We start from the raw sequence: 19619 nt of genomic DNA on the forward strand, positions 1-19619 counted from the left end.
GCAGGGCGGTCCGGGTCGGCTCGCTTCATCGCAACTGGCCGCATACAGTCTGTTCAGCGTGCCGCTGCTGATGACCGCGCTGCCGATCAATATCCTTTTGCCGGCGTTCTACAACGCGCGTACGGGGCTTTCGCTCTCGGTGATCGGGGTTGTGTTCTTCCTCACCCGGTTGATCGACGCCGTCGTCGATCCGCTGCTCGGGGCATGGGTCGATGTGCAGAAGCAGCGCGCGTCCTACCTGCCGCCCGTGCTGATCGGTGCGCCGGTTCTGGCCATCGGATTCGCTTTGCTGCTGGTGCCGCCTGCGGGCATGGGCGAGGTGGCAAGTGCAGGCTGGCTTGCCGCCACGCTGGCTACCGCGTACATCGGCTACTCGCTGGCGATCGTCGCCTACCAGGCCTGGGGCTCCGAACTTGCCAATGACGATGCAGGTCGTGCGCGAATCACCGGTGCGCGGGAAGGCGCGGGGCTCGTTGGCGTACTGGCTGGCGCGGTGCTGCCGCAGGTGATCGGCATGGCTGCGATGGTGGCGGTGTTCCTGGCCGCGCTGGGGGCTACCGTATACCTGCTCGCGCGTTGCGCGCCGCGGCCATCGCCGGCCGGCGTGCCCGCTGCGGGCCCGCGGTCCAACCCGTTCTCTGCCTTCGTCGTGCCACTGGCGAGCGGACGCTTCCGCTGGCTGTTGCTGGTATTCGCACTGAACGCCATCGCGCCGTCGATCACCGCGACCGTGTTCCAGTTCTTCGTCGCCGACCGACTCGGGCTGGCCGGTTACGTTCCTGCCTTCCTGGCGCTCTACTTCATCGCCGGCGCGGTCAGCATGCCGTTGTGGATGAAACTGGCCACCCGATTCAGCCTGCACGTGGTCTGGCTGGCCGGCATGGTGGCTGCGGTGGCCGCCTTCGTCTGGGCTTACTGGCTGGACGCGGGCGCGGTGTGGGGCTTTGCGGCGATCTGCGTCCTGTCGGGCTTCGCGTTCGGTGCCGATCTCGCGCTGCCACCGGCGCTCCTGGCCCGGGTCATCGATGCCAACGGCCATGGCAGCCAGCGCGAAGGCGCCTACTTCGGTCTGTGGAATTTCGTGAACAAGCTGACCCTTGCGGTTGCCGGCGGCATCGCCCTGCCGCTGCTGGAGGGGTTGGGCTACGTCGCCGGTTCGCAGGATGCCATAGCGCTGTCCGCGCTGGCGTTCACCTATGCGATCGTTCCCTGTGCATTGAAGCTGGTCGCGGCCGCGCTGCTCTGGTCCGCCTGGCGCAACGCCCGTTTCTGACCGTCCCCGGAGGTACCGATGATCACTGTATTCCTTCCCGAATCCGTGTGCGACCGCGCGCTGCGCCGGCTTCGCATGCTGTTCGCCGCGCTGGTGGCATCTGCCACGTTCGCCGGATGTGCGTCGGTCGAACCGCAGGCCTACTCCGCCGAGAAGCCGGTGCTCGACCTGCAGACATATTTCAACGGCACGCTGATCGGACACGGCATGTTCCAGAGTCGGTCGGGCAAGGTCGAGCGGCGCTTCGTCGTGACCATCGATGCTAAGTGGGAGGGTAATGTCGGCACGCTCGACGAACGCTTCGAATGGTCGGATGGCGAGAAGCAGCGTCGGGTCTGGACGATCACCCGGACGGGCGCAGGGACGTATACCGGCACCGCCGATGACGTGGTCGGCACAGCCGAGGGCCGGGCGGCGGGTAACGCGCTCTACTGGGCCTATACGCTCGCGCTGCCGGTGTCCGGTCGCACCTGGCATGTCCGCTTCGACGACTGGATGTACCTGATCGACGACAAGGTGATGCTCAACACCGCGGTGATGAGCAAGTGGGGTATCCGGCTCGGCCAGGTCACGCTGAGCTTCAGCCGTAAATGACGCCTGGAGGCGGCTTGCGCGACGTTCCGCCAGCGGCGCTGTGGCCAGGGTTGGCCGGCCTGCTGCCGTTCCTGGCGTGCGCGTTGTTGCCGTTGGCGACCGACGCCGCGTGGCATCCGCTCGCGCAGCAGGCGCTGGTCGCCTACGGCGCGGTGATCCTGACCTTCGTCGGGGCCATCCACTGGGGCATTGCACTGATGGTGCCGCGGCATCCGGCCAGCGCGGCCTGCTTCGGCTGGTCGGTGGTTCCCGCCCTGTGGGGATGGCTCGCCTTGTTCCCGTCGTTCATCGCCTCGCTCGCGCTGCTCGGGACCGGCTTCATCGTGCAACTGGCCGTGGACTACCGCGCCGCTCGCGCGCTAGGCCTGCCCGCGTGGTACCTTGCGTTGCGCTCGATGCTGACATTGGGCGTGCTGCTGTCGCTGCTCCTCGCGTCGCTCGCGGCAGCGATCGCCAGCTGAGCCCAGGCCTCCCTCCGCGCATGTACCCGTCCCTTCCGATCCACGCATCCGCCCCCCGCAGGCCGTCATGTTGAATGCCCCGATCAGGGACTGGAAAGGCAGGCGAGTCTGGCTGATCGGCGCGAGCAGCGGCATCGGTCACGCGCTCGCGAAGGTGTTGATCGCCCGCGGCGCGAAGGTTGCTGTGTCGGCGCGCAACGGCGCCGCGCTGCATGAACTCGCCGCGTCCACCCGGCCGTCGAACGTACTGGCGCTGCCGCTCGATGCAACGCGCGTCGATCAGCTCGAGGCGGCGCTGCGCGAGATGACGGATGCGTGGGGTGGCATCGATATGGCGATTTTCCTGCAGGGGACCCACGAGCCGGTGCGCGCCTGGACACTGGACTCCGCGGTCGCGCATCGGCTGGTCGATACCAACCTGCTGTCGGTCCTCGATTCGCTGGCGGTCGTGCTGCCGCAGATGCTGCGCCAGGGCAGCGGCGGCATCGCGATCTGCTCGTCGGTCGCCGGCTACCGCGGGTTGCCGACCAGTCTGGTGTACGGCGCCACGAAGGCCGCGCTGATCAACCTGGCGGAGACGCTGTACCTCGACCTGTCGCCACGTGGCATCGGCGTGTGGATCGTGAATCCAGGCTTCGTCAGGACGCCGCTGACCGACCGCAACGAGTTCCCGATGCCGGCGCTGATCAGTGCCGACGAAGCCGCGACGCATATCGTCGATGGCCTTGCCAGCGGCCGCTTCGAGATCCACTTCCCGAAGCGGTTCACGCGCTGGCTGCGCCTGTTCCGCCTGCTGCCCTACGGACTGTACTTCCGGCTGGTGCGGCGCTTCACCGGGTTGTGACCAGCATGGACACGCGCGCGGCCCTGGCACGCCTGGAGTCGCTCTACACCGGGCTCACACCCGCGCGTACCGGCGAACTGCGCGAGGTCTATGCGGCCGATGCCTGGTTCCGCGACCCGTTCAACGAGGTCCGCGGCCCCGAGGCGATCGAGCGCATCTTCGTGCACATGTTCCGGCAGGTCGATTCACCGCGCTTCGTGATCCTGGAGCGCGCGATCGACGGCGCTACCGCCTGGCTGACCTGGGACCTCGAGTACCGGGCCAGCCCGGGCAAGCCACTGCGTCGCATCCACGGCGCGTCACAGCTGCGATTCGATGCCGACGGGCGCGTGACGTACCACCGCGACTACTGGGACGCAGCCGGAGAGCTGTACGAATCGATACCGCTGCTGGGCAGCGTGCTGCGCCTCCTCAGGAAGCGGCTCGGCGCCGGCTGAGCGCGCCGGTCACTTCGGCGGTGCCGCTGCCGGTTCCACCGGCGCTCGCTTGATCAGTTCGAACACGCGCACCACGCGGGCCACGCCGCTGGTGGTGCGCGCGATCTCGGCGGCCTGGTCGGCTTCTGCGGCGGTGAGCAGCCCCATCAGATACACGACGCCGGCTTCGGTCACCACCTTCACGTGGTTGGCCTGCACCCGCGGATCCTTGCCCCTGGCCTGGTTGTCGACGATGCGCGCCTTCACCCGGCCGGTGATGAACGAGTCGTTGCTGCGCGCGGTGAGCGAGCTGGGTCCCGCGATCTGCAGCTCGTTCTGGACGTGGCGTACGCCCGCCTGCGCCCGCACGACCTTGTCGATGCCGGCACGGACCTGCTCGGTGGTGGCTTCGCCAGTGATCAGAACGACGCGGTTGTAGGATGTCACGTTGGCGTTGGAGACCTTGCCGAACTGCGTGCTGATCTCATTGGCCAGGCGCAGTTCGATGTTCTGGTCGTCGACGACGGTGCCGCTGCTGCGCCGGTCGTCGGCGACGAGTATGCCGGTCGCGACGCCCCCGACCATCAGCGGTACGCAGCCGCCGGCAGCAAGGCCGGTGAGCGCAATGGTAAGTGCAGCCAGGCGTCGGTTCATTGTGCCTCCTCGGGAAACATGATCTGATCGATCGCATCGCAGACGCAGTGCAGCGCGAGGATGTGGATTTCCTGCACGTGTGCGGTGCTCGGGTGCGGTACGCGCAGCTCGATGTCGCCATCGGCCAGGCTGCGCCCGATGCTGCCGCCGTCTCGGCCTGTCAGTGCGACCACGCGCATCCCGGCCGCGCGTGCGGCCTCGATCGCGGCGAGCACGTTGGGCGAATTGCCCGAGGTCGAGATTGCCAGCAACACGTCGCCGCCGCGTCCCAGCGCCCGCACCTGCTTGGAGAACACCTGCCGGTAGTCGTAGTCGTTCGCGATGGAGGTCAGCGTCGAGCTGTCCGTGGTCAGCGCGATGGCGGCCAGCGGCGGGCGTTCGCACTCGAAGCGGTTGAGCAGCTCCGCCGCGAAATGCTGGGCATCGGCCGCAGATCCGCCGTTGCCGCAGGCCAGTACGCGTCCGCCGGCCGCCAGTGTCGCGGCCATCGCGCGACCTGCGGCGAGGATGGGCTCTGCGAGCATCGGAGCGACTTCCCGCTTCAGGCGGGCGCTTTCCTCGAATCGCGCAGCGATACGTTCGAGCAGTTCCTTGGGTTCCATTCGGTCATTCTACGACGCAACGCGCGGGCAGGTGCGGTGATGCCGGCCTTCCGGTGCGTCATTGGTCAGACGCCGGGCTGGAACGCGTCGCGGATCCATTCGAGTCGCCCCGACTCGATCAGCACGACATCGAAGCGGCAGGGCTGTTGTGTGCAGCGCATCACCTGTCGGTAGAGCTCTGCGGCGCGGGCGAGCCGCAGCTGCTTGGCCGGGGTGATGCTGGCTGCCGCGCCGCCGAAGGCCGCCGATGCCCGTCGTCGCACCTCGACGAACACCAGTGTGCCGTCCGCATCGCGCGCGACGATGTCCAGTTCACCCGCACGGCATCGCCAGTTGCGCGACAGCACGCGCAGGCCGGCCCCGGCAAGGTGCGCGGCGGCCTGGTCTTCGCCTTCGTGGCCATCCGCCTGACGGGTGGTACGCGCCATGGCCCGGGCGTTACCGGCGTTCGGTGCCCGTCACGAGCTGCCCCTGCCAGACCCGCGCCGGGATCGGCTCGCGCACCAGCCAGTTGCTTCGCTCGAGGGTGATTCGCCCCGTGACCCCGTCGAGCGAGAGGCCGGGCTGGATGCCGCGCTCGAGCGCCAGTTCGGCGAGCCGATAGGCATCGATGCCGAACGCATAGAGGCGCTCGTTCTCCGGCGCGAGTACGGGCTGGCTGCGCGGGAACACCATCACCGCGGGATGGTCCGGTTCCAGCAGCCACGGCATGTCGAGCAGGCGGGTGCCGTTCAGGTCGATGTTGGCGTTCGGGTCGATCGGGCCCGACCACAGCTGCGACGTTGCATAGGTCGGCAGTTGCGTGTCGAGGAACGGGCGCGCCATGCGCGCTGTCGGCAGGTCGGCCGCAATGAAGATCATGTCTGCGCCCTGGCTGGCCGCGGCTGCGCGCATCCGGTTCATCGACGCCAGGTCGGTGACTGCCGCGTGCTGGCCCGCGATCGCGCCGCCCCCCTCGGAAAACGACTCTATGAAGGCCTGCTGCAAACGGCGGGAGAACTGGTTGGGCTGGGTCAGGATCAGGGCACGTCGACGGCCGTCTCGCAGCGCTAACCGCGCGACCTGGCGTGCATCGGCTTCGGTCGACAGGCCGAACAGAAAGAGGTTGCGTGCCAGCCGCACGTCTCCGTCGGCGACGTTGAGCGCCAGCGTGGGCACCTGTGCACCGAGAGCAAGCGCGTTGGCCAGCGCGGTGACCTGGTCGCGGATCAGCGGTCCGACGATCGCGTGCGCGCCAGCGGCCAGCGCCTGGTTGTAGATGGCGATCACATCGTTCGGCTGGTCGCCGACCGGGATGAAGCGCAGGTCGATGCGCCCCTTGGCTGCGGAGTGCGCCCACGCTGCCCGGATACCGTTGCGTACATGCGTCGCCGCCGTGCCGAACACGGGGGAGTCGAGCGGCAGCAGTATGGCCACGACCCGCGCGCCCGTAGGGGCGGTCGACGGGCCGGCGGGAGACGGCGGCTGGGGCTGGGCGGCCAGGGGCGATACCGTGCTCGCCAGCAGCGCGGCAGCCGACAGCACGCTGGTCACCAGTATGCGGATGCCGCAGACTTGGCGGCGCAATGCGAGGATTACAACATGCAGCATGAAGGAAAAGATCCCGGCCGACCCGCCGCTGAGCCCGGCCGATTATATGTGGTGGCCACCCCGATCGGAAACCTGGGCGATCTATCGCCGCGGGCGCGGTCGATACTCGAAGCCGCCGACTGGATAGCCGCTGAGGATACTCGGGTCACGCGCAAGCTGTTCTCGGCAGGCGCGGCGGCACCGCGCGGGCGCATGCTGCCGCTCCATGCCCACAATGAACGTGCCCAGGCCGAACGGATCGTCGAGTTGCTTCGCGGGGGCGCGAGCGTCGCGCTGGTGAGCGATGCCGGGACGCCGGCCATCAGCGATCCCGGCGCGGGCGTGGTGCGCGCCGTGCGTCTGGCCGGCCAGACGGTGTGCGCCGTGCCGGGTCCCAATGCAGCGATCACGGCGCTGTCGGTCAGCGGGCTGGAGCCGTCCGCCTTCCTGTTCTGCGGTTTCCTGCCGGCTACCGGCGAGCGGCGGCGCAGCGCGATCGAGGCGGTACGCCATGTGCCAGCCGCGCTTGTCTTCTATGAGTCGCCGCATCGCGTCGTCGAGTCGCTGGGCGACCTGTGCGCGCTGCTCGGAGGCAGTCGCACGGTGGTCATCGCACGCGAGCTGACCAAGCTGTTCGAATCGGTCCATGTCTGTCCGCTGTCCGATGCGGTCGGCTGGATCGAGGCGGATGCCGACCGGCGCCGCGGCGAATTCGTGCTCGTGGTCGACGAACCGGGGGCGGCGCCCGCTGCCGGCGATGTCGAGACCGAGCGCGTGTTGGCTGAACTGCTCGCCGAACTGCCTGCGAGCCGGGCGGCGCATGTGGCTTCGCGCCTTTGCGGCGTGCCGCGCGACCATGCGTACAAGCTCGCGCTTGCGCTGAAGAGCCGCTAAGCTGAGGGCTGTTGTTTCGTCCGGTCACGCACTGCCATAACCCGGGATGCTGCCTTGAACGCCACCGTTACCCTCACCGAATCGAAGACTCCCGCTGCAACCACTACCAGTGCGCGGATCGACCGCATCGAGCTGACCCGTCCGGACGACTGGCACCTGCACCTTCGCGACGGCGAGTACCTGCCTGCAGTGCTTCCCCACACCGTGCGCCAGTTCGCCCGCGCGATCGTGATGCCCAACCTGCGCCCGCCGGTGACCACCACCGCCATGGCGCTTGCATACCGCGAACGCATCATGGCTGCGCTGCCGGCTGGCAGTCGGTTCGAGCCGCTGATGACGCTCTACCTGACCGATCGCACCACGGCTGCGGAGATCGACACCGCCGTGGCCTCCGGCGTCGTGAAAGGGGTGAAGTACTACCCGGCAGGCGCGACGACAAACTCCGATTCCGGCGTGACCGATGTCGACCGCGCGCGGCCTGCGCTCGAGGCGATGCAGCGCCTCGGCCTGCCGCTGCTCGTGCATGGCGAAGTCACCGACACGAGCGTCGATCTGTTCGACCGAGAACGCGCGTTCATCGACCGCGTGCTGGCGCCGCTGGTTCGCGACATGCCGGGGTTGCGCGTGGTGATGGAGCACATCACCACGCGCGACGCTGTGTCCTTCGTCGAGTCCTGTGGCCCGGAGGTTGCCGCGACGCTCACGCCTCACCATCTGCTGATGAACCGCAACGCCATTTTCGTCGGTGGCATCCGGCCGCACTACTACTGCCTGCCGGTACTCAAGCGCGAGGTGCACCGCCAGGCGCTGATGGACGCGGCCGCGTCGGGTAACCCGAAGTTCTTCCTCGGCACCGACAGCGCGCCGCACGCACGGCACACCAAGGAGACCGACTGCGGTTGCGCCGGCTGCTTCAACGCGCATGCTGCACTGGAACTGTATGCCGAAGCCTTCGACCGGGCCGGTGCGCTCGACCGGTTCGAGGCGTTCGCGAGCTTCCATGGCCCCGACTACTACCGGCTGCCGCGCAATACCGGCAAGGTGGTGCTGGTGCGGGAAAGCTGGGATGCGCCGTTGGAGTATCCATACGGGGCGGATACGCTGGTACCCCTGCGGGCGGGCGAGCCTTTGCAATGGCGGCAACTGCCCGAGGCCTGAGTCGCGCACGAACTGGCCGCGCGGGCCGTGCACGGAACACGGCCGCCGAAACATCGGGCCGTCGCCTTGCATTGGGCTACACTGCGCGGGCGTGAAGTCAGCCAGACAGTCGCCGTGCCGCTCGTCGGTGCGGAGGAAAGTCCGGGCTCCACAGAGCGGGATGCCGGCTAACGGCCGGGCGCAGCAAGCGGTGGCGAGAGTCATTGCCCAAGGCGACGGAAAGTGCCACAGAGAACAGACCGCCGATGGCCGAAAGGCACAGGCAAGGGTGAAACGGTGCGGTAAGAGCGCACCGCGTTCGCGGCAACGCGAATGGCACGGCAAACCCCATCCGGAGCAAGACCAAATAGGGGGGCACTGGCGCTGCTCGCGTTGCCCCCGGGTAGGTCGCTCGAGCCGTCGGGTAACCGCCGGCCCAGATGAATGACTGTCCTCGACAGAACCCGGCTTATCGGCCGACTTCACGCACCCCTCATTCGTTCCCTGGCCCTGCGGGGCCCCCGCCGGTCGCCCGTTCGCGTCCGCCAGGGGCCTCTGCAACGAGCCCTGGCGCTTCGAACTTAAAGTAATACCTTCAGTTCGACGGTTACGCGTCTCATTTCATTCGAGTAATGAATGATGTTCCCGCTCGTCTGCTTTGCCAGATAAGTCCTTGTTCATCCACGATAAATCACGATTGATCCGTTGACCGGCAGAAAAATTAGGGTTAACGTGGGGCTGGGTGGAAAGAAGTGGTGAATTGGGGAGATTCCAGGCTCGAATCGGCTGGAGATCCGGCAGCACCCTCTTTCCTTTGTATAGAGACATGGCCGATGGGCCGAGGGGGTCCGGGTGTTTCGAGGTGTCGCACAGCTCAGCATGGACGGCAAGGGCCGGCTGGCGATCCCGACGAAGTATCGCGATGCGCTGCTCGCGCAGGGTGACGGCCGCCTGGTCGTCACCGCCGACCCCAGCCGTTGCCTGCTGCTGTACACGCTGCCCGAATGGGAGCCGATCTACGACCAGCTGATGAAGCTGCCGAGTTTCGACGACCGCGTGCGCGGGCTGCAGCGGCTGATCGGCGGTTACGCCGACGATGTCGAGATGGACGCGCAGGGCCGCATCCTGGTCAGCCCGGCGCTGCGCGAGTTCGCGTCGCTCTCGCGTGCGGTGACCCTGGTCGGTCAGGGTCGCAAGTTCGAGATGTGGGACAGCGGGCGCTGGAGCGAACAGAGCGCGCGCGTCTCCGGATTTCCCGGGGGCGGCATGCCGCCCGGGCTGGAGGGCTTTTCGCTGTGAACGATGGCTCGCGGCACGCCCCGGTGCTGCTGGAAGCCGCAGTCGAGGCGCTGGCAGTCAGGCAATCAGGAACCTACGTGGACGGTACCTTCGGACGCGGCGGCCACAGCCGTGCGCTGCTCGGGCGCCTCGGCACGGCTGGTCGGCTGTTCGCATTCGACCAGGATCCGGAGGCGGTCGAGTGCGCGCGGCAGATCATCGATGAACGCTTCCATATCGATCATGCGAGCTTCGACTCGATCGACAAGCGTCTGCATGCGCGCGGCATCGCCGCCGTCGACGGCATCCTGCTCGACCTCGGGGTGTCCTCGCCCCAGCTCGACACCGCCGCGCGGGGATTCAGCTTCAGGCATGACGGTCCGCTCGACATGCGGATGGATACGACGAAGGGTGAGACGGCCAGCGCGTGGCTTGCGCGCGCAACCGAACGCGACATCCGCAGGGTGATCAGGGAATATGGCGAAGAACGGTATGCTCAATCGATTGCAGGAGCGATTGTTGCGGCAAGAGCGCAGCAGCCGATCACTCGCACAGGTCAGCTTGCCGCACTCGTGGCGTCTGCGGTCCGCACGCGGGAACCTGACAAGGACCCGGCGACACGCACCTTTCAAGCTCTACGGATTCACGTCAATCAAGAGCTTGCGCGTCTCGAGATAGCGCTGCCGAAATGCATCGACATGCTCGATGCCGGCGGACGCCTCGTCGTGATCAGCTTCCATTCGCTGGAGGACCGTATCGTCAAGCAGGCGATGCGCGCCGCCGCTCAGCCGTCGCAGCCGCCGCTGCGCCTGCCGCTGCGCGCATCCGAGATGCCGGCACCGCTGGTCGCGCGACCGGCGAAGGCGGTTCGGCCCGATCCGGCAGAGATCGCCGCCAACCCTCGCGCGCGCAGTGCGGTGATGCGCTGGGTCGAGCGCCTGCCTCCGGTATTGCCGACGCGCGGCACGGCGCATTGAGCACGCGATGACCCGGGTCAACCTCATTCTGCTCGCGCTGCTGCTCGCTTCCGCGCTGGGCACGGTCGCGGCGCAGCACGAGGCGCGGCGCCTGTTCGCCGAGCTCGACCGCGAGGAGGTGACACAGCGCCGGCTCGAGACCGAATTCCGGCAACTTCAGCTCGAACAGAGCACCTGGGCGATGCATGCGCGCATCGAGAAGGTCGCGCTGGCACAGCTGAAGATGCAGATGCCGTCGCCTGCGAAGGTGCAGGTGGTCGCGCGCGGCGAGCCGGGCAAGTCGGCGGCCCTGCCGCCGGTGCGGACGGCCCGATGAGCCTGGCCCGCGCATCGTCGGTACCCACGGTCGCGCTGAAGCTGCCGCGCTGGCGCGCGCGGATCCTGTTCGCGGGGGTGATGGCTGCGTTCGCGTTGATGCTCGGCCGGGCTTTCTACCTGCAGGGCGTGCACGACGATTTCCTGCAGGCCCGCGGTGAAGCGCGCTTCACGCGCGTGATCGAGATCCCTGCCAGCCGCGGCGTGATCACCGATCGCTTCGGCGAACCCCTGGCCATCTCGACCCCGGTCGAGTCGGTGGGCGCGAGCCGCAGCATTGTGCGGATGACCGATGCGCAGGCATCGGCGCTGGCGAAGCTGCTGGATATCGACGTGGCCGTCATCCGCAAGCGGTTGTCGGAGTCCACCAGCGACTTCGTGTTCCTGAAGCGCCAGCTGCCGCCCGATCAGGCGGCGCGCGTGCTGCAACTGAAGATCCCTGGCGTGCTGCTCGAGCGCGAGTATCGCCGCTACTATCCGGCTGGCGAGGTGGCCGCGCACCTGGTCGGCTTCAACAACGTCGACGACGATGGCCAGGAGGGTATCGAGCTGGCCTACCAGGAGTGGCTCGCGGGCAAGCCGGGCAGCCGCCGCGTGATCCAGGACAAGCGCCGCCAGATCATCGAGGACATAGAGAGCCTGCGCGTGCCGCAGCAGGGTCGCGACCTTGCGCTGTCGATCGACCAGAAGATCCAGTATCTCGCCTACCGGGAACTCAAGGCTGCAGTCGCGCAGCACAAGGCCAAGGCTGGCAGTGCAGTCGTGATCGACGTGCAGACCGGCGAAGTGCTCGCGCTGGCCAACCTGCCGGCATTCAATCCGAACAACCGTGGCAAGCTGACCGGCCAGCAGACGCGCAACCGCGCAATCATCGATCTGTACGAGCCTGGTTCGACGATGAAGGCTTTCACCATCGCCGCCGGCCTCGAGGCTGGCATCGTGAGCCCGGAGAGCATCATCCAGACGAGCCCCGGTTCGCTCACGATCGGCCCGAATACGATTCGAGACGTCAATCCCCTCGGCGCGCTTACCGTGACGCAGGTGCTGCAGAAGTCGTCGAACGTGGGATCGGCGAAGATCGCGCTGCAGTTGCCGTCGGCCAGGCTGTGGCAATCGTTCAGCGACGCGGGCTTCGGACTGCCGACGAAGGTCGGGTTTCCGGGCGAAGGCCATGGCCGGTTGCGTGCGCCGAATACCTGGCGCCCGATCGAGCAGGCGACGATGTCGTATGGCCATGGCCTGTCGGTTACGCTGCTGCAGATCGCACGTGCGTACTCGATCTTCGCGACCGATGGCGAGATGCGGCCGACCTCGATCGTGCGCGTCGACACCCCACCGCCAGCCACGCGCGTGATTTCCGCCGAGACCGCGCGCAGGGTGCGCGAGATGCTCGAACTCGCAACCGGCCCGGGCGGTACCGCACCGCGCGCGCAGGTTGCCGGCTACCGGGTGGCCGGCAAGACCGGCACCGCGCGCAAGATCGAGAACGGCGTCTACGTATCGCGCTATGTCGCATCGTTCATCGGCTTCGCGCCGGCCTCGGCGCCGCGGGTCATCGTGGCCGTGATGATCGATGAACCCTCGAACGGGGCGTACTACGGTGGCGCGGTCGCCGCGCCGGTATTCAGCCAGATCACCGCCGGCACGCTGCGCATGCTCGGCGTCGCGCACGACGCACCGGTCAACAACATCGTGCTGCCACCGCCGGGCGTCGAATTGAAGGAGGAGGTGTGACGGTCCATGCGCCCGCCATGTCGGCCTTCGATCCGGCCTCGCTCGCGCCGCTGGGCGTACCGGTGACTTCGCTCGCGCTCGACAGCCGCCGCGTGCGGCCCGGCGACGTGTTCGTTGCCTGCCCGGGCCGCTCGCTGGACGGCCGTGCGTTCATCGCGCAGGCGATCGGGCAGGGCGCGGCCGCGGTGATCTGGGATGCTGCGGACGGCTTCCGCTGGGATGCGTCGTGGCGGGTACCGAACATGCCGATCGACGGCCTGCAGCACCGGCTCGGTGCCCTGGCCAGCCATGTGTACGGTCATCCCTCGCGGTCGCTGTCGGTGATCGCGGTGACCGGCACCAACGGCAAGACCTCGGTCACCCGATGGATCGCCCAGGCGCTCGCAGCCAGTGGACGCAAGTGCGCGATCGTCGGCACGCTCGGCGCCGGTTATCCCGGCGATGCGTCGATGCAGTCCCTGGCGAATACCACGCCGGATGCCGTGACGCTGCACGCCGCGCTCGCCCGTTTCGTGCGCGAGGGCGCCCGGGCAGTCGCACTCGAGGCATCCTCGATCGCGCTCGACCAGCACCGGCTCGATGCGGTGAAGATCGACGTGGCGGTGTTCACCAACCTCACCCGCGACCATCTCGACTACCACACCGACTTCGAAGCCTACGGCGCCGCGAAGGAGAAGCTGTTTGGCTGGCCTGCGCTCGGCACCGCGGTGATCAACCTGGACGATCCGTTCGGGCGCGGCCTCGCCGCCCGCGCCGCGGCGCGTGGCGTGCCTGTACTGGGTTTCGGACTGCACCATCCGGGCGCTGCGCTCGCCGGGCACGACCTGAGGCTCGACCGGCGCGGGCTGCACCTCGATATCGTGGTCGGTTCGATGCGCGTACCCGTCGAGAGCGGCCTGCTCGGTGAGTTCAATGCGTCCAACCTGCTCGCGGCCGCCGGCGCATTGCTGTCCTCGGGTGTCGACGCAAGGCGCCTCGGCGAGCTGCTCTCCGCGGTCGATGCACCCGCCGGGCGGATGGAGCGCGTGGCTGCCGGCGAGATCGCAGGCGTGCCCCTGGTCGTGGTCGACTACGCCCACACGCCGGACGCACTGGCCAAGGCCCTCGAGACGCTGCGCGCGGCACTGCCCTCAGGCGGCCGCCTGACCTGCGTTTTCGGCTGTGGCGGAGACCGCGATCCCGGCAAGCGCCCGCTGATGGGGGCGATCGCAGCACGGCTCGCCGATCGCGTGTGGGTGACCAGCGACAACCCCCGCAGCGAACCCGCCGAGCGGATCATCGAGGCCGTGATCGTCGGCGCACGCGCCGCGCACACGTCCTCGCTGCTGCATGTTGAAGCCGACCGTGCGCGTGCGATCTCGAGCGCGGTGGCCGAGGCCGGAAGCTCTGACATCGTGCTGGTTGCCGGCAAGGGACACGAGGCCTGGCAGGACATCGCGGGCGTCCGGTATCCATTCGACGACCGGTCGGTCGCAGCCGACGCACAGCGCGCACGCGCCGGAACGGGAGCCTGATCCGATGGCTCTGATGATGCTTTCCGAGGCTGCCCGCGCCACTGGTGGCCGGCTGAGCGGCGTGGACGTGCCGTTCGAATCGGTCACCATCGATAGTCGGCGGCTCGCGCCGGGTGCGCTGTTCGTCGCGATCCAGGGCGAGACCTTCGACGGGCACGAGTTCCTGGCGCAGGCGGCGGCCGCCGGCGCCGCCTGCGCCATGATCGGCAGCCATGCGCTCGCCAGGGGCTGCAGCGCAGTCGTCCCCGGTCTTCCAATGGTCATCGTCGAGGACACGCGCATCGCGCTCGGCCAGCTCGCCGCGGCCCACCGTTCCCGACTGCACGGGCCGCTCGTGGCGATCACCGCGAGCAACGGCAAGACCACCATCAAGGAAATGACCGCAGCCATCCTGCGGGCGGAAGCTGCACTGCACCGTGCGACACCGCTCGCGGCGCCAGCCGATCCGCTGGACGCTGCCAGGGCCGCCGCGGCTGCCGTGCTGGCTACGCCCGGCAACCTGAACAACGAGATCGGCGTGCCGTTGACCCTTCTGGGGATCGGCCCGGCGCACCGCTATGCGGTGATCGAGATGGGGATGAACCATGCTGGCGAGATTTTCCGCCTGACCTGCATCGCGCAGCCCGACGTCGTGGTGATCGGAAACGCGGGCGTCGCGCACATCGAGAACCTCGGCTCGCGCGAGGCGATCGCCGAGGCGAAAGGCGAGATCATCGAAGGCCTGAGGCCGGGTGGCACGGTGGTCATCAATGCCGACGATCGCTTCGCGGGCTTGTGGCGCGGACTGGCCGGCACGAAGCGTGTCGTCGACTTCGGGCTCGAACACGCAGCTGCGGTCTCCGCCCGCTGGAGCCTCGACAAGGACGGCGCAGCGTTGAGTCTGCGTACGCCGCTCGGCGAAGCAAAGGCTCGGATCAACGTGCCCGGGTTGCACAACGTGCGCAATGCACTGGCCGCCACCGCCGCGACCATTGCCTGCGGCGCCGGGCTCGATGCGGTGCTGACCGGCCTGGACGGCTTCCGTCCGGTGGCCGGACGGCTGCGACTGCTCCCCGGACTGGAAGGCTCGACGGTGATCGACGACAGTTACAACGCGAACCCTGACTCGGCGCTCGCTGCGATCGAAGTGCTGGCCGAGCGCGACGGCGTGCGCGTGCTGGTGCTCGGAGACATGGGCGAACTCGGCGCTGGCGGGCCGCAGATGCATGCCGAGGTCGGGGCAGCCGCGCGCCACTTCGGACTCGACCTGGTGCTGACGCTGGGTGAACAATCGGGTCGGGCGAGCGAGGCCTTCGGCCCTCCCGGCCGCCATTTCACGGACGTCGATGACCTGGTAGCGGCGGCGCGGCAGGTTCTCGCCTCGAAAGTGACAGTCCTGGTCAAGGGCTCGCGCTTCATGCGCATGGAGCGCGTGGTCGGCAAACTGGCCGCCACGCCGGCCGACGGAGTGCACTGACCGATGCTGCTCGCCCTCGCCCAGTGGCTCACCCAGTATGAGCGCTCGTTCAACGTGTTCAGCTACCTTACGCTGCGCGCGATGCTCGCCACGATCACCGCAGTGTTCATCTGCCTGATGGTCGGACCGGCGATGATCCGCAAGCTCACGCTCTACAAGATCGGACAGTCGGTGCGCGACGACGGCCCGAAGTCGCACCTGTCGAAGAGCGGCACGCCGACGATGGGCGGTGCGCTGATCCTGGTGTCGATCGCAGTTACCGTGCTGTTGTGGGCCGACCTGAGCAATCGTTTCGTCTGGGTGGTGCTCGTGGTCACCCTCGGATTCGGCGTGATCGGCTGGGTCGACGACTACCGCAAGGTCGTCCATCGCAATCCGAAGGGCCTGTCCGCACGCACGAAGTACTTCTGGCAGTCGGTGATCGGACTGGCTGCGGCGATCTTCCTTGCCTGGAGCGGCAGCGCCGCGCAGACCGAACTGATCGTGCCGTTCTTCAAGAACTTCGCGTATCCGCTCGGGGCGATCGGTTTCGTGACCCTCACCTATTTCGTGATCGTCGGTACCAGCAATGCGGTGAACCTTACCGACGGACTGGACGGGCTGGCGATCCTTCCCACCGTGATGATCGGCTCTGCGCTGGGCATCTTCGCCTACGTGGCCGGTAACGCGGTGTTCGCCAAGTACCTGGGCTTTCCGCTGATCCCGGGTGCGGGTGAGCTGACCGTGTTCTGTGCCGCGATCGCCGGGGCGGGGCTCGGGTTCCTGTGGTTCAACGCGCATCCGGCAGCGGTGTTCATGGGCGACGTCGGTGCACTGGCACTGGGTGCTGCGCTCGGCACGATCGCGGTGATCACGCGCCAGGAGATCGTGCTGTTCGTGATGGGCGGCGTATTCGTGGTCGAGACACTGTCGGTAGTGCTTCAGGTTGCCTCCTTCAAGCTCACCGGCAAGCGTGTGTTCCGGATGGCGCCGCTGCACCATCACTATGAACTCAAGGGCTGGAAGGAGAACCAGGTCGTGGTTCGCTTCTGGATCATCACCGCGCTGCTGGTGCTCGCGGGCCTGTCGACGTTGAAGCTGCGCTGATCGCCAGATGACTTCCATCCACGCCGCCCTCGCCGCCGCATCCGCCGGCTCCGCTGCCCGCGCGATCGGTGCCGGCGCGGCCGGACGCCGGCATGCGGCAGAGCGGGTCGCGGTGGTCGGGCTCGGTGCGACCGGGGTGTCCTGCGTACGATTCCTGGTGCGCCATGGCGCGACGGTCGATGCGTGGGACACGCGCGAGGATCCGCCCGGCGCACGCGAACTGCGCGCGGCGCTTCCGGATGTTCCGATGCACCTCGGGCCGATCGATGCCGCCGCACTCGACGCGGCCGACTGGATCGCGCTGTCGCCCGGCGTGCCGCGCTCTGAGCCGGCAGTCGCGCGCGCGCTCGCACGCGGCGTCCCGGTGCTCGGCGACATCGAGATCTTCGCGCGCCACCGCCATGCGGTTGCGCCGCGCGCGAAGACGATCGCGATCACCGGCACCAACGGCAAGAGCACGGTGACCGAGATGGTGGGTGAAATGACGCGCTGCGCCGGCCTCGAGACGCTGGTCGCGGGCAACATCGGCCTGCCGGTGCTCGATGCGCTCGGCGAGATCGAGTCCGGCGGGGTCGGAGTGGGCCGGCAACCCCAGGCCATCGTGCTCGAGCTTTCGTCGTTCCAGCTGGAATCGACTTCCAGCCTGGGGGCGGATGCAGCCGCGATGCTGAACCTGTCCGAGGATCACCTCGATCGCTACCCGGGTATCGTCGAGTACGGCGCCGCCAAGTCACGGATCTTCCAGGGCGAGGGTATCCAGGTGCTCAATCGGGACGACCCGGCCTCCATGGCGATGCATGTCGATGGCCGCACGCTGTACTCGTTCGGCGGCGGTCGCCCGTCCAGCGTGCACGAATGGGGCGTGCTGCCTGCTACCGGCGGTGACGGGCCGTGGCTTGCGCAGGGTGATGCGAAGCTGATGCCGGTCGGGGAGTTGCCGGTGCCTGGCATGCACAACGTCGCCAATGCACTGGCGGCGCTGGCGCTGGCGCGAGCGATAGGCCTGCCGTATCAGCCGCTGCTCGATGGGCTGCGCGGTTTTCGAGGCCTGCCGCACCGGATGCAGTGCATCGCCGAGATCGACGGCGTCGGCTTCTACGATGATTCGAAGGGTACCAATGTCGGTGCGACGGTCGCGGCCCTCACCGGTTTTCCGAAGCCGGTGGTACTGATCGCGGGAGGGGACGGCAAGGGCCAGGACTTCACGCCGCTGGTGACGGTGGTGGCACAGGCTGTGCGTGCCGTGGTGCTGATCGGCGTCGATGGCGAACGCATCGCGCATGCCCTCGAGGGCGTCGCGGTGCCGATCGAGCGGGCCGAGTCGCTCGAATCCGCGGTGCTCCGCGCGCGCGACCTGGCGCGCAGCGGCGACGCGGTCGTGCTGTCGCCGGCCTGCGCGAGCTACGACATGTTCCGCAACTATGTTCATCGCGCGCAGGTGTTCCTGAAGGCGGTCAGTGCGCTCGTGCCGGCGAAGTCTGCCGCCGGAGAGGGCGCTGCATGAGTGCGATCTACTACGAGGCCGAACGCTCGCGGCGGGTGATGGCCGACTACGATCAGAGCCTGGTCTGGGCCGTGCTGCTGCTGATGGCGATCGGCATCGTGATGGTCTACTCGGCCTCGATCGCGATCGCCGAAGCCGGGCGTTTTACCGGGAACCGTGCGCACTTCTACCTCGTCCGGCAATCCATATTCGTCGGCATCGGCCTGGTCGCAGCGGCGGTCGCGTTCCAGGTGCCGACAGCGATCTGGCAGCGCTCCGCGCCATGGCTGTTCGGCTTCGGCGTGCTGCTGCTGGTGCTGGTGCTGGTGCCAGGCGTGAGCCGCGAAATCAACGGCGCGCGGCGCTGGCTGCCACTGGTCGTACTCAACCTGCAGCCATCCGAGTTGGTGAAGCTGTTCGCGGTGGTGTATGCGGCCGACTACACGGTGCGCAAGGCCGCCTATGTCGACAGCCTGAAGAAGGGCTTCCTGCCGATGCTGCTGGTGATGCTGTTCACCGGCGCGCTGTTGCTGCTGCAGCCCGACTTCGGTGCGTTCGCGGTGATTACCCTGATCGCGATGGGCATCCTTTTCCTTGGCGGGATGAACTGGCGCCTGTTCGCGGGGCTGCTGGTGCTCCTCGCGGCCGGCTTCGTCGCGCTGATCGTGACCTCCCCGTACCGGCTGCAGCGGATCATCGGATTCATGGATCCGTGGGCCGATCCGTTCGGCAAGGGCTACCAGCTGTCGCATGCGCTGATCGCTTTCGGGCGCGGCGAATGGCTCGGCGTCGGCCTCGGTGCCAGCGTCGAGAAGCTGTTCTACCTGCCCGAAGCCCATACCGATTTCGTGCTCGCGGTGATCGCCGAGGAGTTGGGGTTCGTCGGCGTCGCCGGCGTGATCGCGCTGTTCGCATGGATTGCCTGGCGATCGTTCGCGATCGGCGCGCAGGCCGCGCGGCTCGAACGTAGTTTCCAGGCGCTGGTCGCGCAGGGCGTCGGCCTGTGGATCTCCGCGCAGGCGGTGATCAACATGGGCGTGAACATGGGCGTTCTGCCCACCAAGGGCCTGACGCTGCCGATGCTTTCCTTCGGCGGCAGCGCCGTGCTCGCCAACTGCCTCGCCCTCGCCCTGCTCCTGCGCGTCGACTACGAAAACCGACGGCTGATGAAGGGGGTGCCAGCATGAGCCACCCGGCGAGGGGCCCCGCGCAAGCGGGGATCGACGGCAAGGCGAGTGCTGGCGGGCACCGACGGCCTGCTGCTGTTGGGCGTGGCTACGGTGCGGAGGTGCCAGCATGAGCCACCCGGCGAGGGGCCCCGCGCAAGCGGGG

Annotated in this window: 20 protein-coding genes and 1 other RNA gene; 17 read left to right on the forward strand and 4 right to left on the reverse strand. The window is 68.0% G+C overall.

Going from position 1 to position 19619, the window contains the following annotated elements; translation table 11 throughout:
- The first annotated feature begins 70 nt into the window (after window positions 1-70).
- The 5 genes from ING98_06735 to ING98_06755 all read left to right on the forward strand — a co-directional run bounded on the left by ING98_06735 (window position 71) and on the right by ING98_06755 (window position 3609).
- Window positions 71-1273, forward strand: coding sequence for an MFS transporter (locus ING98_06735; protein ID MCA3101550.1), 1203 nt, complete (start codon window positions 71-73; stop codon window positions 1271-1273).
- 75 nt (window positions 1274-1348) lie between these two features.
- Window positions 1349-1867, forward strand: coding sequence for a DUF3833 domain-containing protein (locus ING98_06740; GenBank protein MCA3101551.1), 519 nt, complete (start codon window positions 1349-1351; stop codon window positions 1865-1867).
- Between the two features lie 14 nt (window positions 1868-1881).
- Window positions 1882-2328: a DUF3429 domain-containing protein gene (locus ING98_06745; protein ID MCA3101552.1), complete on the forward strand. Its 447-nt coding sequence runs from the start codon at window positions 1882-1884 to the stop codon at window positions 2326-2328.
- 67 nt (window positions 2329-2395) lie between these two features.
- Window positions 2396-3172: an SDR family NAD(P)-dependent oxidoreductase gene (locus ING98_06750; GenBank protein MCA3101553.1), complete on the forward strand. Its 777-nt coding sequence runs from the start codon at window positions 2396-2398 to the stop codon at window positions 3170-3172.
- A gap of 5 nt (window positions 3173-3177) precedes the next feature.
- The gene (locus ING98_06755; protein ID MCA3101554.1) at window positions 3178-3609 is read left to right on the forward strand and encodes a nuclear transport factor 2 family protein; all 432 of its coding nucleotides are present in this window, start codon (window positions 3178-3180) and stop codon (window positions 3607-3609) included.
- A gap of 9 nt (window positions 3610-3618) precedes the next feature.
- Here the strand turns inward: ING98_06755 and ING98_06760 are convergent, their stop codons facing one another.
- From ING98_06760 to ING98_06775, 4 genes are all read right to left on the reverse strand, one after another.
- The gene (locus ING98_06760; GenBank protein MCA3101555.1) at window positions 3619-4242 is read right to left on the reverse strand and encodes a BON domain-containing protein; all 624 of its coding nucleotides are present in this window, start codon (window positions 4240-4242) and stop codon (window positions 3619-3621) included.
- Entirely contained in the window at window positions 4239-4844 is a 606-nt protein-coding gene (locus ING98_06765) for a phosphoheptose isomerase (GenBank protein MCA3101556.1), read from the reverse strand. Before ING98_06765 ends, ING98_06760 begins: the two co-directional genes overlap by 4 nt.
- Before the next feature lie 65 nt (window positions 4845-4909).
- Window positions 4910-5272 (reverse strand): YraN family protein, encoded by a 363-nt coding sequence (locus ING98_06770; GenBank protein MCA3101557.1) that lies wholly within the window; start codon window positions 5270-5272, stop codon window positions 4910-4912.
- Window positions 5273-5282: 10 nt separating this feature from the next.
- Entirely contained in the window at window positions 5283-6434 is a 1152-nt protein-coding gene (locus ING98_06775; protein MCA3101558.1) for a penicillin-binding protein activator, read from the reverse strand.
- Between ING98_06775 and rsmI the strand changes: the two genes are divergently transcribed.
- The 12 genes from rsmI (at window position 6426) to ftsW (ending at window position 19474) form a co-directional block, all read left to right on the forward strand.
- Entirely contained in the window at window positions 6426-7307 is an 882-nt protein-coding gene (gene rsmI, locus ING98_06780) for a 16S rRNA (cytidine(1402)-2'-O)-methyltransferase (protein MCA3101559.1), read from the forward strand. The two genes, ING98_06775 and rsmI, sit on opposite strands and share 9 nt — an antisense overlap.
- A 117-nt stretch (window positions 7308-7424) precedes the next feature.
- Window positions 7425-8465 (forward strand): dihydroorotase, encoded by a 1041-nt coding sequence (gene pyrC / locus ING98_06785; protein MCA3101560.1) that lies wholly within the window; start codon window positions 7425-7427, stop codon window positions 8463-8465.
- 93 nt (window positions 8466-8558) lie between these two features.
- Window positions 8559-8932: RNase P RNA component class A (rnpB, locus tag ING98_06790), an RNA gene on the forward strand.
- 364 nt (window positions 8933-9296) lie between these two features.
- The gene (mraZ, locus tag ING98_06795; protein MCA3101561.1) at window positions 9297-9743 is read left to right on the forward strand and encodes a division/cell wall cluster transcriptional repressor MraZ; all 447 of its coding nucleotides are present in this window, start codon (window positions 9297-9299) and stop codon (window positions 9741-9743) included.
- Entirely contained in the window at window positions 9740-10699 is a 960-nt protein-coding gene (rsmH, locus tag ING98_06800) for a 16S rRNA (cytosine(1402)-N(4))-methyltransferase RsmH (GenBank protein MCA3101562.1), read from the forward strand. Before mraZ ends, rsmH begins: the two co-directional genes overlap by 4 nt.
- Before the next feature lie 7 nt (window positions 10700-10706).
- The gene (gene ftsL / locus ING98_06805) at window positions 10707-11015 is read left to right on the forward strand and encodes a cell division protein FtsL (protein MCA3101563.1); all 309 of its coding nucleotides are present in this window, start codon (window positions 10707-10709) and stop codon (window positions 11013-11015) included.
- Complete coding sequence (locus tag ING98_06810; GenBank protein ID MCA3101564.1) at window positions 11012-12748, forward strand: penicillin-binding protein 2; 1737 nt, start codon at window positions 11012-11014, stop codon at window positions 12746-12748. The genes ftsL and ING98_06810 overlap by 4 nt, the downstream gene beginning before the upstream one ends.
- Before the next feature lie 17 nt (window positions 12749-12765).
- Entirely contained in the window at window positions 12766-14262 is a 1497-nt protein-coding gene (locus ING98_06815; protein MCA3101565.1) for a UDP-N-acetylmuramoyl-L-alanyl-D-glutamate--2,6-diaminopimelate ligase, read from the forward strand.
- 10 nt (window positions 14263-14272) lie between these two features.
- The gene (locus tag ING98_06820; GenBank protein MCA3101566.1) at window positions 14273-15718 is read left to right on the forward strand and encodes a UDP-N-acetylmuramoyl-tripeptide--D-alanyl-D-alanine ligase; all 1446 of its coding nucleotides are present in this window, start codon (window positions 14273-14275) and stop codon (window positions 15716-15718) included.
- 3 nt (window positions 15719-15721) lie between these two features.
- Window positions 15722-16804, forward strand: coding sequence for a phospho-N-acetylmuramoyl-pentapeptide-transferase (locus ING98_06825; protein ID MCA3101567.1), 1083 nt, complete (start codon window positions 15722-15724; stop codon window positions 16802-16804).
- Window positions 16805-16811: 7 nt separating this feature from the next.
- The gene (gene murD / locus ING98_06830) at window positions 16812-18308 is read left to right on the forward strand and encodes a UDP-N-acetylmuramoyl-L-alanine--D-glutamate ligase (protein ID MCA3101568.1); all 1497 of its coding nucleotides are present in this window, start codon (window positions 16812-16814) and stop codon (window positions 18306-18308) included.
- Complete coding sequence (ftsW, locus tag ING98_06835; protein ID MCA3101569.1) at window positions 18305-19474, forward strand: putative lipid II flippase FtsW; 1170 nt, start codon at window positions 18305-18307, stop codon at window positions 19472-19474. The genes murD and ftsW overlap by 4 nt, the downstream gene beginning before the upstream one ends.
- The last annotated feature ends 145 nt before the right edge of the window (window positions 19475-19619 follow it).

The organism is Rhodocyclaceae bacterium (genome assembly GCA_020248265.1).
Taxonomy (GTDB): Bacteria; Pseudomonadota; Gammaproteobacteria; order Burkholderiales; family CAIKXV01; genus CAIKXV01.

Bases quoted from the DNA above. Each gene is read 5' to 3' on its own strand.
- ING98_06735 (MCA3101550.1), top strand. From the start codon at position 71: ATGACCGCGCTGCCGATCAATATCCTTTTGCCGGCGTTCTACAACGCG.
- ING98_06740 (MCA3101551.1), top strand. From the start codon at position 1,349: ATGCTGTTCGCCGCGCTGGTGGCATCTGCCACGTTCGCCGGATGTGCG.
- ING98_06750 (MCA3101553.1), top strand. From the start codon at position 2,396: ATGTTGAATGCCCCGATCAGGGACTGGAAAGGCAGGCGAGTCTGGCTG.
- ING98_06755 (MCA3101554.1), top strand. From the start codon at position 3,178: ATGGACACGCGCGCGGCCCTGGCACGCCTGGAGTCGCTCTACACCGGG.
- ING98_06760 (MCA3101555.1), bottom strand. From the start codon at position 4,242: ATGAACCGACGCCTGGCTGCACTTACCATTGCGCTCACCGGCCTTGCT.
- ING98_06765 (MCA3101556.1), bottom strand. From the start codon at position 4,844: ATGGAACCCAAGGAACTGCTCGAACGTATCGCTGCGCGATTCGAGGAA.
- ING98_06770 (MCA3101557.1), bottom strand. From the start codon at position 5,272: ATGGCGCGTACCACCCGTCAGGCGGATGGCCACGAAGGCGAAGACCAG.
- rsmI (MCA3101559.1), top strand. From the start codon at position 6,426: ATGCAGCATGAAGGAAAAGATCCCGGCCGACCCGCCGCTGAGCCCGGC.
- ING98_06775 (MCA3101558.1), bottom strand. From the start codon at position 6,434: ATGCTGCATGTTGTAATCCTCGCATTGCGCCGCCAAGTCTGCGGCATC.
- ftsL (MCA3101563.1), top strand. From the start codon at position 10,707: ATGACCCGGGTCAACCTCATTCTGCTCGCGCTGCTGCTCGCTTCCGCG.
- ING98_06810 (MCA3101564.1), top strand. From the start codon at position 11,012: ATGAGCCTGGCCCGCGCATCGTCGGTACCCACGGTCGCGCTGAAGCTG.
- ING98_06815 (MCA3101565.1), top strand. From the start codon at position 12,766: ATGTCGGCCTTCGATCCGGCCTCGCTCGCGCCGCTGGGCGTACCGGTG.
- ING98_06825 (MCA3101567.1), top strand. From the start codon at position 15,722: ATGCTGCTCGCCCTCGCCCAGTGGCTCACCCAGTATGAGCGCTCGTTC.
- murD (MCA3101568.1), top strand. From the start codon at position 16,812: ATGACTTCCATCCACGCCGCCCTCGCCGCCGCATCCGCCGGCTCCGCT.
- ftsW (MCA3101569.1), top strand. From the start codon at position 18,305: ATGAGTGCGATCTACTACGAGGCCGAACGCTCGCGGCGGGTGATGGCC.